A 16,334-nucleotide genomic window follows, 5' to 3' on the forward strand; every position below is an offset into this window, starting at 1 on the left:
AAAGGACTTGCCCATTTATGCGGCACGTCCTTTTTTAATGGCATTTTGGGTATAGTGGAGTCAGTTCATTCTTTAGATGATCAATGACTTCGTTGATCGATATATTTTCCTTGTGCACTGTCGTTTCATAAGTGTCTTTCAATATTTGGAAAAACTTCTCCTGAGCTTGTTTATCCATAATCAAACTGGCCCTCCTACCATCTTTTTATGATGAATGAAGAGAGGACTGAATGACTTCAGTCCCCATATCTCATTTAGCTATTTCCGTTTTCAATAAATCGGCAACCAATACGTATCGTTCTGGTGCACTACCAATATATGAAAAAGGATAGCAAGTTGTTACTGTAAGTGTGGCTTTAGGCTTGGGAACGATTACGGTACGGTCATCAGCATCGACAATACGTACCTTCCTCACTTTATATGTAAACGTACCAGCTTCTGTTTTGGCAATCAGCAAGTCTCCTTGACCGACTTCACCCAGCTCTCTAAAAATGGTATCTCGATGACCAGATAAAACGGAATTATCCTTTTCACCGGGTAGAACCGAACCTGCATAATGGCCGACACCCTTTTCGAGCTCATCTTCGTCGGTTCCGTGATAAATTGGGAGTGTTGCTTCAATTTTTGGAATATAAAGCTCCCCCATCAAATCACCTGTCTCCGGTTGCTTATCATATAGTTCAACCCCGTCGGGAATATCTGCTTGCGCCTTCGGCTCGTGGATCTTAGCCGTAGCCTCGTTCACCTCAGCCCCATCGGTTGTTTCATGCTTATTCCATTTATATATGGCATAGCCTTTCAATAGTGTATAGGCGTTTGTCGTTGTAAAATAAAAACCTAAGGATAAAAAGCAAGCAGCAGTGATAAGTAACCATTTTTTCTTATGCTTGGATTGCCTATTTGCGCTCATCTTAATTAGCAAGTCTCGCTTTTCTAATTAAACCAAAGGCAATACCCATCAACACTAAACCGATTAAAGTTTCGAATAGGTAATTACCAGCCGTTTTAGGAAGCAATCCGCCCTTTTCCGTTTTATGTGCGGGTTTCTTCTTTTCTTTTTTTACATCTACGACTTTTGAAATGACCTCAGTGGACTGTTTAATGTCATTACCGGTTTCTTTCACTAAATCGGAACCAATCATTTCACCTGTCAATATAAAGTCGAGCAAAAGGTTGCCGCTTAAATCGTAAATGGAAACTAGTAAACTAGCATTCGTCAATTCTTTTAGCTGGAATAAAGCTTCAAGTGATAGATTTTTAGTGACACCGTCCTGAATTAAGGCGAATTTGAATTGAATTTGCAGCAAGCTTTGCAGATCATTATATATAGAAAGCAATTCCGCTACTTGTTCTGGAGACAATTCATCAATTGTTTCGAAATACTCGAGTTTGTCCATCCTATCTGAAATGGCCATTAAACGATCTTCAAAAGTCGGGTCTTCGACGATAGGTAAAAGATGGTTCATGAATTTGTCGAGTTCCTCATCTGTAAGACCGATCTCAGTAAAAAGTCCATCCAATAAATCGATGATCTCTTCATCGTCATATTCCAGCTCTTCATCATCGTAATCCATTTCTAAATCGATAATATCTTCTATGTCGTAAATGAAGTGGAAGGTATCGATGATGGAATCTCCTTCTTCCAGTTCGCCATAATCTATTAATAATTCCGTAAGTTCAGCTTCTGTCATTTCATATTCTTTAAGTAAATTCTGTAGAGTTTCAGAAGTGACGGTAGGTCCTAACGTATCACGCAGCTCTTCTACCGATTCCAGCTCATTTAATGTTAAGTCATAATAGGCTAAATACTCTTCCAATTCTTCTTGCGTCATTCTAACTTCAGTAAGGTATGCATTAAGCTCATCCTGGTTGATCTTAGTTGCTGCAAAACCCTTCGTTCCGTTTAAACCCAGCGAAAAAAGAACGACAAGCGCCACAAAAAACGAAAAAAATCTCTTCAATTCCATTTCCTCCTAAAAAATCTAATATATCCAAACTCCTAAGTATTATAAAACAGCTAAACCAAAAGGTATACATTAATAACAATGAATGGCTAAAGATGGGAGGATGGGTCCGGGGAAAAAGGTTCAGGTTCTGTTCGAGGAAATAGCCATGTACGCAATGTGAATGGGGGTATGGAATTTGGCAGCTTTTCCTTGACGTGAGGTAGGGGCAGGGGTAAACTGTTAATAACTTCAGCTTGTTACCATATTAGCGAACTAAAGTGTTTTAATAGATTATTTTGAGTATTTATATGATTATGGCATTTTGTTTGATACTATTTTTATATGTTATCTGAAATTAGGATTTAAGCGTGCAATCTTGGAAAGATAAAGGTATATACAAAAAGGAATAAAGGAAATGACATTGGTTTTTGCTTAAGGCAGACCGATTGGATATATATAGTAATCAAATTTCAAAAGGATGTGCAGTTGTGACAAAGCCATTTATGTTTGAGAAACCGTTAGGCATGAGAGATACATTGCCGGTGCTTTATGAAACGAAAGTGTCGGCAAGAAATAAAATGAGTGAGGAAATCAAGAAGTGGGGTTATCAATTTATTGAAACGCCTGCATTGGAATATTATGAAACAATTGGCGAGGCTTCGGCAATTTTAGATCAACAGTTGTTTAAACTTCTCGATTCTCAGGGACATACGCTCGTATTGCGTCCCGATATGACAGCACCCATTGCAAGGGTCGCAGCATCCAAACTGTTAAAACAGCAAATTCCGCTTCGCCTGGCCTATTCCGCGAATGTATATCGGGCCCAGCAGCGTGAAGGAGGCAGGCCGGCTGAATTCGAACAGATTGGTATTGAGTGTATAGGAAATAAGTCAATAAGTGCCGATGCTGAAATGATTGCGCTGCTTGCGGATGTATTAAAGGCGGCAGGCCTTATGGAATTCAAGATTTCCATTGGACATATCGGCTTTTTACAAGAATTTTTCTTAAGCATTCTAGGTACGGAGGAAAGAGCCTCTATATTAAGGAAGTTTTTATATGAAAAGAATTATGTTGGTTTTCGGGAGCATGTAAAATCGCTTCCGCTTTCATCGATTGATAAACAACGGCTTATCGAGTTTACCTCATTAAGGGGCAGTGAAGACACCCTGAAAAAGGCGCTGGGGTTGGTTGAAAACAATAAAGGGCAAGATTCTTTGGCTGAACTGAAGGAATTGGCAGTGCAGTTGAAAGAATTTGGCATCGAACAATATGTGAGCTTTGATTTAACATTGGTCAGTCATATGAGTTATTATACTGGAACTTTATTTGAAGTGTATGCGGGGCAAGTGGGTTCACCAATCGGTAATGGCGGGCGGTATGATAATCTGCTTGAAAAGTTCGGCTGGAATGCTTCGGCCACGGGTTTTGCAATCCGTGTGGATCGTCTTGCAGAAGCTCTTGGGGAGCCGATGCAGCCTACTGCGCCAGAATGTATTTTATTCAGTCCCGAACGACGATTGGAAGCCATTGAATTTGCAAGAATGAAACGATCCGAAGGAAAAAGGATAACGATTCAAGATATTACAGTCGTTCAAAATGTCGATGCCTTTACAAGGACATTTTCTGAGGTGCATTTATTTGTAGGGAATGGAGGGAGTGGAAAAGATGAATAATAGCTTTTTAACGATTGCGATGCCAAAAGGGAGAATATTTGAAGAAGCGGCAGAGCTATTAAGAGGGGCGGGTTTTCGTCTCCCTCCTGAGTTTGATGATTCCCGAAAGTTGATCCTTGATGTGGAAGAGGAGAACCTGCGTTTCATTTTAGCTAAACCGATGGATGTCGTAACCTATGTGGAACACGGCGTGGCTGACATTGGAATTGCAGGCAAGGATGTCATGTTGGAAGAAGAACGTGATGTATATGAGTTACTTGATTTGAAAATCAGTGCATGCTACTTAGCCGTAGCTGGTCTGCCTGGTACGAAAATAAGTGACATCGCCCCTAAAATAGCCAGTAAATATCCGAATGTTGCCTCCAGTTACTTCCGCGAGCAGGGAGAGCAAGTCGAGATTATTAAATTGAATGGATCTATTGAGTTAGCACCATTAATTGGTTTGGCTGAACGAATCGTCGATATCGTTTCAACGGGACAGACATTGAAGGAAAATGGTCTAGTTGAATATGCAAAAATAGCCGATGTGACTTCGAGGCTGGTGGCAAACCCTGTCAGCTATCGTTTAAAAGAAGCAAGAATTACGGAAATTGTGGATCGATTAGCAGAAATCATTGGATAGTAAAGAATCGCTAATGAGGTGAGCGTATGAAAATTGAACAGTTTGCAGAAGGGATTTCACTGAAACGTTCGGTTGATGCAGGTACTGCGGATCAACGAAAAGCGGTCCAGGATATTATTTATGATGTCAGGAACAGAGGAAACGCCGCTTTACATAATTATACCGAACGGTTTGATGGTGTCACACTAGAGGAATTACGTGTATCGGAACAGGAAATGGAAGAAGCGACAGCGTCCTTACCTACGGAGCAGCTTACTATTATTCAAGAAGCTGCGAATAATATTCAATTGTTTCACGAGAAACAAATTCGAAATTCATGGTTTACGACAGATGAAACGGGAACGATGCTAGGACAAAAAATAACGCCTCTTGATGCTGTTGGCATTTACGTACCTGGGGGCACAGCTGCATACCCTTCGTCTGTACTGATGAATTCGATGCCTGCAAAGGCTGCGGGTGTGGAACGGATCGTTATGGTATCTCCTCCAGGGAAAGATGGGAAGTTAGAGCCAGTCGTTTTAGCTGCTGCCAAAATTGCCGGAATCACGGAAATCTATAAGGTTGGTGGGGCTCAGGCCATAGCGGCTCTCGCTTATGGGACGGAAACAATAAAGAAAGTCGATAAAATAGTGGGGCCAGGAAATATTTATGTGGCGTTAGCGAAGCGGGAAGTATTTGGGGATGTGGCCATTGATATGATTGCTGGTCCAAGTGAAATAGCGGTGTTGGCAGACGAATCTGCCATTGCCACAGAAGTTGCGGCAGACTTGCTGTCACAGGCAGAACATGATGCCCGTGCTTGCAGTGTTTTGGTTACGACGTCAATGATTCTTGCAGAAGAAGTGGCCTCAGAAGTGGCCAAGCAGGTGGCGTTACTTCCGCGCCGTGATATTGCTGCAGCATCCATAAAGGACTATGGACGAATCGTTGTATGCGGGAATATGGCGGAAGCAGTTGAAGCAATCAATGAACTTGCACCAGAACATTTGGAAATCGTGACCAATGATGCACTGGAAGTGATGGCTAAAATCAGGCATGCCGGGGCAATCTTCATTGGCCGATTTAGTTCTGAGCCGGTTGGGGATTATTTTGCAGGTCCCAATCATGTGCTCCCTACCAATGGAACCGCCCGTTTTTCCAGCCCGCTTAATGTGGATGATTTCCAAAAGAAATCGAGCATCATCATGTATAGTGAAACGGCCTTCCGCCAAAATGCAGAGAAAATCACTGGATTTGCCCGCATGGAAGGGCTTGAGGCTCACGCTCGAGCCATTGAATCTCGTGGAGTGGATGAATCCAGTAAATAGTGCCTGATACCTTATAAAATAACAAACACTGAATATAAAGACTTTTGAAATGCAGTTTACATCTTGGGAAAAGGGGTCATACCCCGATGAGGAGGAGTTGTAATGGAACGTTTTGCTAGTGTGGAACGAAAGACGAATGAAACGGAGATCAGCTTAAGGTTTGGTGTGGATGGGGAAGGGAATTCCTCGATTAAGACGGGCGTTCCGTTTATGACACATATGCTTGATTTGTTCACGAAACACGGGAAGTTTGATTTGTCCGTAGATGCAAACGGCGATACTGAGGTCGATGATCATCATACAACTGAAGATATTGGCATTTGCTTAGGTCAAACGTTGTTGGAGGCACTTGGTGATAAGCGCGGGATAAAACGTTACGGAAATGCTTTCGTACCGATGGATGAAGCACTCGCACAGGTTGTCATCGATTTAAGCAATCGTCCGCACCTGGAGTTCCGGGCTGAGTTTCCTTCGCAAAAGGTCGGTACTTTCGATACGGAACTGGTGCATGAGTTCCTTTGGAAATTCGCTCTTGAAGCAAGGATGAATTTGCATGTAGTCGTTCATTACGGTCACAACACACATCATATGATCGAAGCAATATTCAAAGCGCTGGGACGTGCTTTGGATGAAGCTACGACCATCGATCCGCGTGTCAAAGGCATCCCTTCTACGAAAGGAATGTTGTAAATGATCGGGATTGTCGATTATGGCATGGGGAATTTATTTTCTGTAAGTAAAGGGCTTGAGCGCCTTGGTGCCGATTCATTCATTTCCGATGACCCAAAAGAACTTTCAAAGTCGAAAGGGATCATACTTCCCGGTGTTGGTTCTTTCAGGGATGCCATGAGTCTCTTGGAAAAACAAAAGCTGGATGAATTCCTGAGGGAACATGTAGCCGATGGAGGTTATCTATTAGGCATCTGCCTTGGTATGCAGCTTCTCTTTGATGAAAGTGAGGAGAATGGACCGGCAAAGGGATTATCCCTTATACCGGGTAAAGTCGTTCGTTTTAAGGGAGTGGATGCGAATGACCAGGTTTATAAAGTGCCGCACATGGGCTGGAATCGTCTTGAATTTAAACACGCGTCACCAGTGAATGAGGGTCTTGAAGAGGAACATGTTTATTTCGTCCATTCTTACTATGTCGATACGGATGAATCTTTCATTACCGCTTCGGCGACATATGATGTGGAAGTGCCGGCAATAGTTGGTAAAGGCAATGTGTTCGGCATGCAGTTCCATCCGGAAAAAAGCGGGAAGATGGGCATGTCACTCTTGAGAAATTATCTGTCATTAGTAGAAGGGAAGGAAAGGGCATGAGCAACTTTACTATTTACCCGGCGATTGATATGCGCGGAGGCAAATGCGTCCGCTTAATCCAGGGCGATTACAATCAGGAAACCGTTTATGGCGATTCCCCCTTCGATATGGCTAAAAGCTTTGCGGACCAAGGAGCCGATTGGATACATATGGTCGACCTGGACGGAGCCAAAGAAGGAGTTCGCATTAATGATTCATACGTGATTAAAGCAGCAAAAGAGTTAGGTGCCCGCATCCAGATCGGCGGCGGCATCCGTACGGAACGAGATATCGCACATTATCTGGATAATGGAGTAGAACGTGTCATTCTAGGCAGCACCGCCGTTTCAAATCCTGATTTCACGAAAGATATGATTAGGAAATATGGAAAGAATATTGCAATCGGCATAGATGCGAAGGATGGCAAGGTTGCTACACATGGTTGGCTTCAAACGTCTGAAACACTGGCAATAGAGCTTGGTAAACTGCTGGCCGATGCTGGTGCAGAGACCTTTATCGTTACTGATATTGCGACGGATGGCATGCTTTCAGGCCCGAATGTAAAAGGTATCTTGGCTATGGCGGAGGCAACTGGGAAAAATGTGATTGCTTCGGGCGGAATTAGTTCCCTGGAAGACCTTGTCACCCTCAAAGAGTATGTAGCGCAAGGAGTTGCAGGGGCAATCATTGGCAAGGCGCTATATACGAATCGCTTTACTGTAGAAGAAGCACTAGAAAAGGTGCGTGATTAAATGCTCACTAAACGAATTATTCCTTGTCTCGATGTAAAAGATGGGCGTGTAGTTAAAGGCATACAATTTGTTTCACTAAGAGATGCTGGAGATCCTGTTGAGCTTGCAGCCTTTTACGACCAGGAAGGTGCCGATGAGCTCGTCTTTCTGGATATTTCCGCATCACATGAAGGCAGGGAAACGATAGTCGACGTCGTTCAAGCGGTAGCTGGCAGCTTGGCAATCCCGTTCACAGTTGGCGGTGGCATTAATTCATTAGCGGATATGAAGAAAATATTACGTGCAGGTGCAGATAAAGTATCCTTAAATACAGCAGCCGTTCTTCGTCCTGACTTAATTAATGAAGGTTCAGAGTATTTTGGTGCCCAATGTATCGTAGTCGCTATTGATGCTCGATATGATGAAGAGCTAGGATCATGGCGCGTATATACCCATGGCGGCAGAAAACCGACTGAATGGGAAGTGATCGACTGGGCGAAAGAAGCTGTCAGCCGCGGTGCAGGCGAAATTTTATTGACAAGCATGGATTGTGACGGGGAGAAACAGGGGTTTAATATCGCTTTAACAAAAGCGGTATCAGAAGCTGTTTCGGTGCCGGTCATCGCCTCAGGCGGTGCTGGTAATGCCGAGCACTTCCAGGTGGCCTTTGAAGAAGGTAAAGCAGATGCAGCCTTAGCCGCATCGATTTTTCATTATAAAGAAACATCGGTCAAAGAAGTTAAAGCGTTTCTCAAACAACAAGGAGTGGTTGTACGATGAATCTTGAAACTATTAAATACGACGAAAAAGGTCTAATACCGGCAATTGTCCAAGATGTACGAAGCGGCGAAGTGCTGACACTTGCTTATATGAATAAAGAATCTCTAGAATTGTCCATCGAAAAGGGTGAAACGGTTTTCTTCAGCCGTTCGCGCAATGAAATATGGCATAAAGGAGCAACCAGCGGAAATACACAGAAAATCGTCGAGATGAAGTATGACTGCGATCAAGACGCATTGGTCGTTCAAGTCGTTCCTGCAGGTCCTGCATGCCATACTGGAGCAACAAGCTGTTTTAGCGAATCGATTTACGAAAACACTGAAGCCCGTCTAGCGGTGAAAACGAATGTGACATTCTTGACGGATTTGGAAAAGTTGATTGCAAGAAGAAAATCGGAAATGCCTGAAGGTTCATATACAACCTACTTATTCGATAAGGGTGTGGATAAAATCCTGAAAAAAGTAGGTGAAGAAGCGTCAGAAGTGATCATTGCTGCTAAAAACCGCGATGCAGAGGAACTTTCCATGGAAAGTGCCGATCTTCTCTATCACTTATTCGTTCTTCTTCAAGAACAAGAGTTGCCTTTCCAAGCGGTGCTTGATGTATTGAAGGCTAGACATTCCGATAAGGACGAGCCTAAAGAAACCGAATGAATGATGATTTCTCTCCGTAATAGGAGGGTTCAGTTTGTAGACGAAAGGGATTCTATCAAAATTTTAAAACAAGCGAAACTCCTGCTTAGAAAAGCGTGTCTTGGGGAGACCCCGCAGGCGCAATGGCGACGAGGGCGGACCGCCCTCGGAAGGCGAGTGCCTGGAGAGGAAATCAACGTTCAAATTGTACAACCCCTTAAAAAGCAGTAGACAAACTTGATTTTCATCGAGTTTGTCTACAGTTTGTGTCCTCCGTCAATAGGAGGGCTTTTTTTTTATATTTACGTCTATGAGATGCAATCTTTAATTCCCATTTGACTAGGAATATACTTTGATTTTTTCTTAAAGAAAGCATGGCAACTCCCATTTTCCATTTTCTTGAATTGTTCGGCAAAATTACTCCAATATGTTATAATACTATGGTTAATCAACTTGTAGATGGAGGATTACATGAGTAAAGACTCTAAATTTGGCCAACAGGCAAAAATTCTAACCTTTCACCCAACAGGTGAGTATTATTTCACCAAGGGTTTAAAAGCATATCATAGACGAGAATTACCAAAATCAAAAAAATACTTGGAACGTGCGCTGGAACTTGAACCGGCAGAACCGATGATAGCCTGTCAATTGGCAATCACATGTTCGGAAATCGGTGAATATAATTATTCAAACAACCTCTTGGAAAATATATTGGATGTGATGGATCCTTATATGTCGGAATGCCATTACTTCCTGGCGAATAATTATGCCCACTTAGGCATGTTCAAGGAAGCATACCGTCACGCTAGTGCTTATCTTGATAAAGAAGAAGATGGGGAGTTCAGCGATGACGCCGAGGATCTGCTTGAATTGATAACTTTTGAGTCGGATGAATCAGAAGAAAATCCCTTTAAGCATGATGGGCTCATTACCAAACAGGAGAAGGCCCGCGAGTATTTGGAATCAGGGAATTTCCCGAAGGCCATCGAAGTACTGAAAGAAACGATTGCTGAATACGAAGAATACTGGTCCGCTTATAATAACTTGGCACTGGCATATTTTTACCTTGGTCAAGTAGATGAGGCTTTTGAAACACTTGATGAAGTACTGGAAAAAAGTCCAGGTAACCTCCATGCACTATGTAACCTTGTTGTTTTTCATCATTATCAACAAGATGAAGCAAAAGTTGAAGAACTCATAGAGATGTTGGAGAAAATTCGGCCAATGCTATCCGAACATCGGTTCAAGCTTGGAGCAACCTTCGCTTTGATCGGAAACTATGCCTCTGCATATAAATGGCTAAAAGCATTGCAAAAGCAAGGGTTCGAGGGAGACGGAACCTTCTACTATTGGCTTACTATATCCGCTTTTCACTTAGGTCATGAACAAGTTGCCAGAAAGGCTTGGAAAAAGGTCGTGGAAATGAACCCGGAAAAGGAAGGCATGGAGCCTTGGGGAGATATGAATGCGACTACAGATGGTTTTGAACACCATTTTCCATCTATTATAAAAAGGCTGGAAAGCGAATTCATCGAAGAAAGGTTGTTTGCCATCTTTCTTCTGAAACATTCGGACCATAAACAGAAGCTATTGAAAAACCAAGTACTCAATCTTAATCAGAATTTCACTGATTTGGAACGGGATTATGCCGACCTTGTTCAAGCTCCTGCTAAAGATCGCCAATTAACACCGATTGATTTTGCTGATCGTACAGCGGAGATATTATATCAGCATTTTCAACCGATTCAATTAGATGAAGCAGGGCTCTATTTAATGTGGTTTTCCGTATTTATCGAAGCGGTGAAGTCCGAGCAGAAACTAAATAATCCAGCAGGCTGGGCCTCTGCGGTGGAATACGTGTGGAATCAGCTCAAAAACGAGAAAGCGAGCAAACAGGCTATCGCAGACAAACATTTCATTTCGGTTTCCACCCTATCGAAATACGTAAAGTTGGTTCAAAACCTTCTGGAGTGAGCAGATATTTGGACGAAAAATTATTTGTTATATAGGATAATAGGTAGGGAACACTAACCGTAGTGAAGGTTCCATTTTGTATGGAATATGGAGGAGTGAGAACATGTCTGAAAAAATTTATGACGTTGTTATTATTGGAGCTGGTCCTGCAGGGATGACGGCTGCTGTCTATACATCACGTGCGAACCTTTCAACATTGATGTTGGAACGCGGCGTACCTGGCGGACAAATGGCCAATACGGAGGAAGTTGAAAATTATCCTGGATTTGATACGATCCTCGGACCTGAACTTTCAACGAAAATGTTTGACCATGCGAAGAAATTCGGTGCGGAGTATGCTTATGGGGATGTAAAGGAAATCATCGACGGCGAAGAGTACAAAACCATCATTGCTGGTTCCAAGGAATTCAAAGCACGTTCAATCATTATTTCTTCGGGTGCCGAATACAAAAAAATCGGCGTTCCAGGCGAAAAAGAATTAGGCGGCCGCGGTGTATCGTATTGTGCGGTTTGTGATGGAGCTTTCTTCAAGCAAAAGGAATTGTTCGTAATCGGCGGAGGAGACTCTGCAGTTGAAGAGGGCGTGTACTTAACTCGCTTTGCTTCAAAAGTGACGATCGTTCACAGACGTGATGAACTTCGTGCGCAAAAGATCCTTCAGGATCGTGCGTTTGCCAATGAAAAAATTGACTTCATCTGGAATCATACTTTAAAGGAAATCAATGAAGAAGGCGGCAAAGTCGGTGGTGTCACTCTAGTTTCCACTGTAAACGGTGAAGAAACTAAGATGGACGCAGACGGTGTATTCATTTATATTGGAATGCTTCCGCTAACTAAACCTTTTGAAAAGCTAGGCATCTTGAATGCTACAGGCTATATAGAAACGAATGATTTGATGGAGACACGCGTCCCGGGCATTTTTGCAGCTGGTGACGTTCGTGAAAAAACATTACGTCAAATCGTTACAGCAACAGGTGATGGAAGCATTGCCGCTCAAGCCGCTCAGCATTATGTTGAGGAACTCCAAGAAAAATTGCAGCCAAAGGCTTAAAAAGTTTTGGTTACAAAAATTCATACATCGTAATTCGGTTTTAACGATGTTGTAACACGCGTGAAATAATGATTGGGTATAGTAAGAGTAGAAGTTGACCCCCTTTAATTATAAACGTTTGAGGACACAGATTAAGAATCTGTGTCCCTTTTTTTGTGTCCTGCTTTAAGACCATTCCTTTAGTTCCAATTTTAGGAAAAAGTGACGGGCTGCTAATGAGAAGTAAGCCATCCCTTTGCATTTAGGCAGGGAAAGTGGAGAATAATAGGAGTTAAGCAGGAGATGAATACTTCGTACGTGAATCTGCGAATGAATATTCCCCCAATGCAGGAAGTTTACTTTATTGTTAGCTCATTTCAAAAATAGTATAATGATAAGATATACTAAACATATCTTTCATAATGGTAAGAAGATGTAAAATACAACTTGTTTGAACTATTAGCATTTGTAAATCGCCAAATGGATATCTAGCGGCGGTTTAAGGATATAAACAGGATCCCTCCATCCAGGAGGGAGAAGGTTTCTATAGTCGAGCAGAATCCAATTGAGGTGAAGAACGTGCAACGTGTCACAAACTGTGTATTGATCAAGGATAATCAAATCCTCTTATTGAAAAAACCTAGACGCGGATGGTGGGTAGCTCCCGGTGGCAAGATGGAGCCTGGAGAATCTATACGTGATGCATGTATTAGAGAATATCGCGAAGAAACAGGCGTTTATTTAAAAAACCCTTCCATCAAAGGTATTTTCACCTTCATTATGAAGGATGGGGACAAAGTGTTATCGGAATGGATGATGTTCACTTTCTTTGCAACGGATTCCGATGGCGTCAATTTGGATGTTTGTGAAGAAGGGGAGCTTAACTGGCATCCAGTTGATGATGTTAAAAACCTGAAAATGGCTGAAGGGGATTTTCACATTCTGGACTATATGGTTCATGGAAGTGGAATCATCTATGGAACGTTTACCTATACGCCTGAGTTTAAGTTACTTTCTTATCGATTAGATCCAGGTTAATATTTGCTTAATAAAAAAGATTGTTATACATGGGGGCGGAGAAAAATGAGTACAGGGCAGATGAATGAAACGCAATTGGTCATCATTACCGGAATGTCAGGAGCGGGTAAGACAGTGGCGGTTCAAAGTTTTGAAGACCTCGGCTTTTTTTGCGTCGATAATTTGCCGCCCACACTATTGCCAAAATTTTTGGAGTTAATGAAGGACTCTGGGAATAAGATGAATAAAGTGGCTCTTGTCATGGATTTGAGGGGGAGGGAATTTTTTGATTCCTTATTTCTGGCACTTGATGAATTAACGGATACATCAGCAGTATCACCAAGAATCCTGTTTCTTGAAGCTGATGATGATTCCTTGGTACGCAGATATAAGGAAACGAGAAGGACCCATCCCCTTGCTCCATTAGGCCGGCCATTGGAAGGCATTAAAATGGAACGGGAACTTTTGGACGAATTAAAGGGCAGGGCTCAGTTGATTTTTAATACATCACAATTGAAACCGCGCGAATTGAGGGAGAAAATCGCTTCGGAATTTTCTACGGATAAAAGTGTAGGTTTCACGGTCAATGTCATGTCCTTCGGATTCAAGCATGGTCTGCCAATAGATGCTGACCTTGTGTTTGATGTACGTTTCCTGCCAAATCCATATTATATTGACCATATGAGGCCAAAGACTGGATTGGAACAGGAAGTGTCGAGTTACGTTTTAAAATGGAGTGAAACACAAAAGTTTTTGGAAAAGGTGACTGATTTGCTTGCTTTCATGCTTCCATATTATAAGCGTGAAGGAAAAGCACAGCTTGTTATTGCGATTGGGTGTACAGGCGGTCAGCATCGATCGGTAGCATTGACGGAGTATATCTCAAACCACTTCAAAAAGGATTACAGAGTTCAAGTGTCACATCGGGATATCGAAAAAAGTAAGGGGAAAGCAGATGTTAGATAATAAGAAACAACCTAAGGTTGTGATCATTGGAGGGGGAACAGGCCTTCCGGTTTTGTTAAGGGGTTTAAAGAAGCATCCAGTGGATATAACAGCAATCGTTACGGTAGCTGATGATGGTGGAAGTTCAGGTCGCCTTCGTGAGGATATGGATATCCCCGCTCCAGGTGATATCCGTAATGTGCTGGCTGCGTTATCGGATGTAGAGCCTCTCGTTGAACAAATGTTTCAGCATCGCTTTCAGAGTAAAAATGAGTTGTCCGGGCATTCACTGGGGAATTTGATCCTGGCTGCAATGACCTCGTTGACCGGAGACTTTGTCCATGCAATCCAGGAAATGAGTAAATTCCTGAATGTGCGTGGTAAAGTGCTTCCGGCTGCCAACCAAAGTGTGGTTCTCCACGCGGAAATGGCTGACGGAACGATTGTTACAGGAGAATCCAAGATCCCCTTTTCAGGAAAGAAAATAAAAAGAGTATTTTTGTCTCCTCAACATATAAAGCCGCTCAGTGAAACTATCCAGGAAATCAAGCATGCTGATCTCATTGTCATCGGTCCAGGAAGCTTATATACTAGCATTCTGCCTAACTTACTTGTCCCGGGTCTAGGGGAAGAAGTTGGCCGTTCCAAGGCTAAGAAAGTTTATATTTGCAACTTGATGACACAAGCCGGCGAGACGCTGGATTATAGCGCGAGCGATCATATTAAAGCCATATACGACCATATGGGAAATGCATATATTGACAGGATACTTGTTAATAATGAAGAAATACCGGCACAGATTCAGCAACGTTATCAAGCTGAATATGCCAAACCGGTTATGTATGATGTGGAAAGTTTAAAACAAATGGGTCTTGAAATCATACAAGAGCGCATTTTCAGCTATGAAGGGAATGTAATACGCCATGACACGAAAAAAGTGGCGGATTTGCTTTTTAATATGCTTGTAAATGAAACAAAAAGCCATATAGTTCCGTAGATATAAGCGGGGACGGTTTTTCTTTAATTGATAAAAATAGATTACCTGCGTTCGATTGGGGGTGAAATGGATGTCTTTTGCTTCAGAAACAAAAAAAGAGCTTACACAATTAGAGGGAAAGGATTGCTGCGGAAAAGCGGAACTATGTGCGCTTATCCGGATGAACGGATCCCTTTCATTTTCTAATCGGAAGCTAGTTGTGGATATTCAAACTGAAAATGCAGCGATTGCCAGAAGGATATATACGCTGTTGAAAAAAAGTTATGAAGTCCAAGTCGAGCTGCTGGTCCGTAAAAAGATGAAGCTTAAAAAGAATAATGTTTATATTGTCAGGATGTCATCTGGAGGACAGCGGGTTTTAACCGATTTAGAAATTTTAGGCGAGGGCTTTGAAATTCTCCATGCCATATCCGATACTATTGTTGGAAAGAAATGCTGTAAGCGATCATACCTAAGAGGTGCATTTCTTGCGGGAGGTTCGGTCAATAATCCGGAAACGTCTTCCTATCACCTTGAGATTTTCTCACTTTATAAAGAGCACAATGATGCCCTTTGTGAGCTAATGAATAAGTTTGACTTAAAGGCGAAGACGCTTGAACGCAAAAAAGGGTACATCATTTATTTGAAAGAAGCCGAAAAGATTGCCGAGTTTTTAAGTATCGTTGGTGCCCATTCAGCTTTATTAAGATTCGAGGATGTACGGATTGTCCGTGATATGCGTAATTCAGTGAATCGTCTTGTGAATTGTGAAACAGCTAATTTGAACAAAACGATTGGTGCCTCATTACGCCAGGTTGAAAATATCCTATACATTGAGGATACGGTAGGACTCAACATATTGCCGGATAAGCTTCGTGAAATTGCCGAGCTTAGAATAGCATTTCAGGATATAACCTTAAAGGAACTTGGGGAAATGGTATCTGGAGGAAACATCAGTAAGTCCGGGATTAATCACCGTTTACGAAAGATTGATGAAATAGCTGACAGGCTCCGTGGGGGAGAAGCTATTGCTGCGAAAAAATAAAACTAACAGGGGAGATCAAGATGGTGGAAAAACAAGTTGAAGTAAAACTGAAGACAGGCTTACAAGCCCGGCCGGCTGCTCTTTTTGTACAAGAAGCTAACCGCTTTCATTCAGATGTTTTCCTTGAAAAAGAAGGAAAAAAAGTAAATGCAAAAAGTATCATGGGATTGATGAGCCTTGCCATCAGTTCCGGCGTGTCCGTTAAGTTAATTGTTGAAGGACGCGATGAAAAAGAAGCATTAGAGGCATTGGAAGAGTTCGTTCAGCAAGAGGGTTAAAAGAAGAGGTTGCCGAACTTTTGCATAGTACTATATAAAAAAGGCCCCGAAAGTCGCTTAACACGCCTTTCGCGGC

At 42.3% G+C, this 16,334-nt stretch carries 18 protein-coding genes; 15 read left to right on the forward strand and 3 right to left on the reverse strand.

The window, feature by feature from the left end; all coding sequences use genetic code 11:
- Positions 1 to 34 precede the first annotated feature (34 nt).
- From ACFWE9_RS08185 to ACFWE9_RS08195, 3 genes are all read right to left on the reverse strand, one after another.
- Positions 35 to 178: a YwzD family small protein gene (locus ACFWE9_RS08185; RefSeq protein ID WP_230159013.1), complete on the reverse strand. Its 144-nt coding sequence runs from the start codon at positions 176 to 178 to the stop codon at positions 35 to 37.
- A 72-nt stretch (positions 179 to 250) separates the two neighbouring features.
- The gene (locus ACFWE9_RS08190; RefSeq protein ID WP_230159012.1) at positions 251 to 910 is read right to left on the reverse strand and encodes a class D sortase; all 660 of its coding nucleotides are present in this window, start codon (positions 908 to 910) and stop codon (positions 251 to 253) included.
- A 1-nt stretch (position 911) separates the two neighbouring features.
- On the reverse strand, positions 912 to 1,961 hold the full coding sequence (locus ACFWE9_RS08195; protein ID WP_377356379.1) for a processed acidic surface protein: 1,050 nt from the start codon (positions 1,959 to 1,961) through the stop codon (positions 912 to 914).
- Positions 1,962 to 2,434: 473 nt separating this feature from the next.
- Here ACFWE9_RS08195 and ACFWE9_RS08200 point away from each other — a divergent pair, with 473 nt between their 5' ends.
- The 15 genes from ACFWE9_RS08200 to ACFWE9_RS08270 all read left to right on the forward strand — a co-directional run bounded on the left by ACFWE9_RS08200 (position 2,435) and on the right by ACFWE9_RS08270 (position 16,258).
- Entirely contained in the window at positions 2,435 to 3,619 is a 1,185-nt protein-coding gene (locus tag ACFWE9_RS08200) for an ATP phosphoribosyltransferase regulatory subunit (RefSeq protein ID WP_377356381.1), read from the forward strand.
- Positions 3,612 to 4,241, forward strand: a complete 630-nt coding sequence (gene hisG / locus ACFWE9_RS08205; protein WP_230159009.1) for an ATP phosphoribosyltransferase — start codon at positions 3,612 to 3,614, stop codon at positions 4,239 to 4,241. The genes ACFWE9_RS08200 and hisG overlap by 8 nt, the downstream gene beginning before the upstream one ends.
- Positions 4,242 to 4,267: 26 nt before the next feature.
- Entirely contained in the window at positions 4,268 to 5,548 is a 1,281-nt protein-coding gene (gene hisD / locus ACFWE9_RS08210; RefSeq protein ID WP_377356383.1) for a histidinol dehydrogenase, read from the forward strand.
- Positions 5,549 to 5,650: 102 nt separating this feature from the next.
- On the forward strand, positions 5,651 to 6,238 hold the full coding sequence (gene hisB, locus ACFWE9_RS08215) for an imidazoleglycerol-phosphate dehydratase HisB (protein WP_230159007.1): 588 nt from the start codon (positions 5,651 to 5,653) through the stop codon (positions 6,236 to 6,238).
- A complete protein-coding gene (gene hisH, locus ACFWE9_RS08220; protein WP_377356386.1) occupies positions 6,239 to 6,871 on the forward strand; it encodes an imidazole glycerol phosphate synthase subunit HisH in 633 nt (210 codons plus the stop codon).
- Positions 6,868 to 7,602 carry a 1-(5-phosphoribosyl)-5-[(5-phosphoribosylamino)methylideneamino]imidazole-4-carboxamide isomerase gene (gene hisA / locus ACFWE9_RS08225; protein ID WP_230159005.1) on the forward strand — a complete coding sequence of 245 codons (735 nt, stop codon included), beginning with the start codon at positions 6,868 to 6,870 and terminating at the stop codon, positions 7,600 to 7,602. The genes hisH and hisA overlap by 4 nt, the downstream gene beginning before the upstream one ends.
- Positions 7,603 to 8,361, forward strand: coding sequence for an imidazole glycerol phosphate synthase subunit HisF (gene hisF, locus ACFWE9_RS08230; RefSeq protein WP_230159004.1), 759 nt, complete (start codon positions 7,603 to 7,605; stop codon positions 8,359 to 8,361).
- Entirely contained in the window at positions 8,358 to 9,014 is a 657-nt protein-coding gene (hisIE, locus tag ACFWE9_RS08235; protein ID WP_230159003.1) for a bifunctional phosphoribosyl-AMP cyclohydrolase/phosphoribosyl-ATP diphosphatase HisIE, read from the forward strand. Before hisF ends, hisIE begins: the two co-directional genes overlap by 4 nt.
- A 450-nt stretch (positions 9,015 to 9,464) precedes the next feature.
- The gene (locus ACFWE9_RS08240) at positions 9,465 to 10,967 is read left to right on the forward strand and encodes a tetratricopeptide repeat protein (protein ID WP_230159002.1); all 1,503 of its coding nucleotides are present in this window, start codon (positions 9,465 to 9,467) and stop codon (positions 10,965 to 10,967) included.
- Between the two features lie 103 nt (positions 10,968 to 11,070).
- Complete coding sequence (gene trxB / locus ACFWE9_RS08245) at positions 11,071 to 12,018, forward strand: thioredoxin-disulfide reductase (RefSeq protein WP_230159001.1); 948 nt, start codon at positions 11,071 to 11,073, stop codon at positions 12,016 to 12,018.
- 558 nt (positions 12,019 to 12,576) lie between these two features.
- On the forward strand, positions 12,577 to 13,035 hold the full coding sequence (locus tag ACFWE9_RS08250; protein WP_230159000.1) for an NUDIX hydrolase: 459 nt from the start codon (positions 12,577 to 12,579) through the stop codon (positions 13,033 to 13,035).
- Positions 13,036 to 13,080: 45 nt separating this feature from the next.
- Positions 13,081 to 13,980, forward strand: coding sequence for an RNase adapter RapZ (rapZ, locus tag ACFWE9_RS08255; protein WP_377356389.1), 900 nt, complete (start codon positions 13,081 to 13,083; stop codon positions 13,978 to 13,980).
- Positions 13,970 to 14,956 carry a gluconeogenesis factor YvcK family protein gene (locus ACFWE9_RS08260; protein ID WP_230158998.1) on the forward strand — a complete coding sequence of 329 codons (987 nt, stop codon included), beginning with the start codon at positions 13,970 to 13,972 and terminating at the stop codon, positions 14,954 to 14,956. The genes rapZ and ACFWE9_RS08260 overlap by 11 nt, the downstream gene beginning before the upstream one ends.
- 70 nt (positions 14,957 to 15,026) lie before the next feature.
- Entirely contained in the window at positions 15,027 to 15,980 is a 954-nt protein-coding gene (gene whiA, locus ACFWE9_RS08265; protein ID WP_230158997.1) for a DNA-binding protein WhiA, read from the forward strand.
- A 20-nt stretch (positions 15,981 to 16,000) separates the two neighbouring features.
- A complete protein-coding gene (locus ACFWE9_RS08270) occupies positions 16,001 to 16,258 on the forward strand; it encodes an HPr family phosphocarrier protein (protein WP_048688029.1) in 258 nt (85 codons plus the stop codon).
- The last annotated feature ends 76 nt before the right edge of the window (positions 16,259 to 16,334 follow it).

It is taken from the genome of Peribacillus sp. NPDC060253, from assembly GCF_042727425.1.
In the GTDB taxonomy this organism is placed as follows: domain Bacteria; phylum Bacillota; class Bacilli; order Bacillales; family DSM-1321; genus Peribacillus.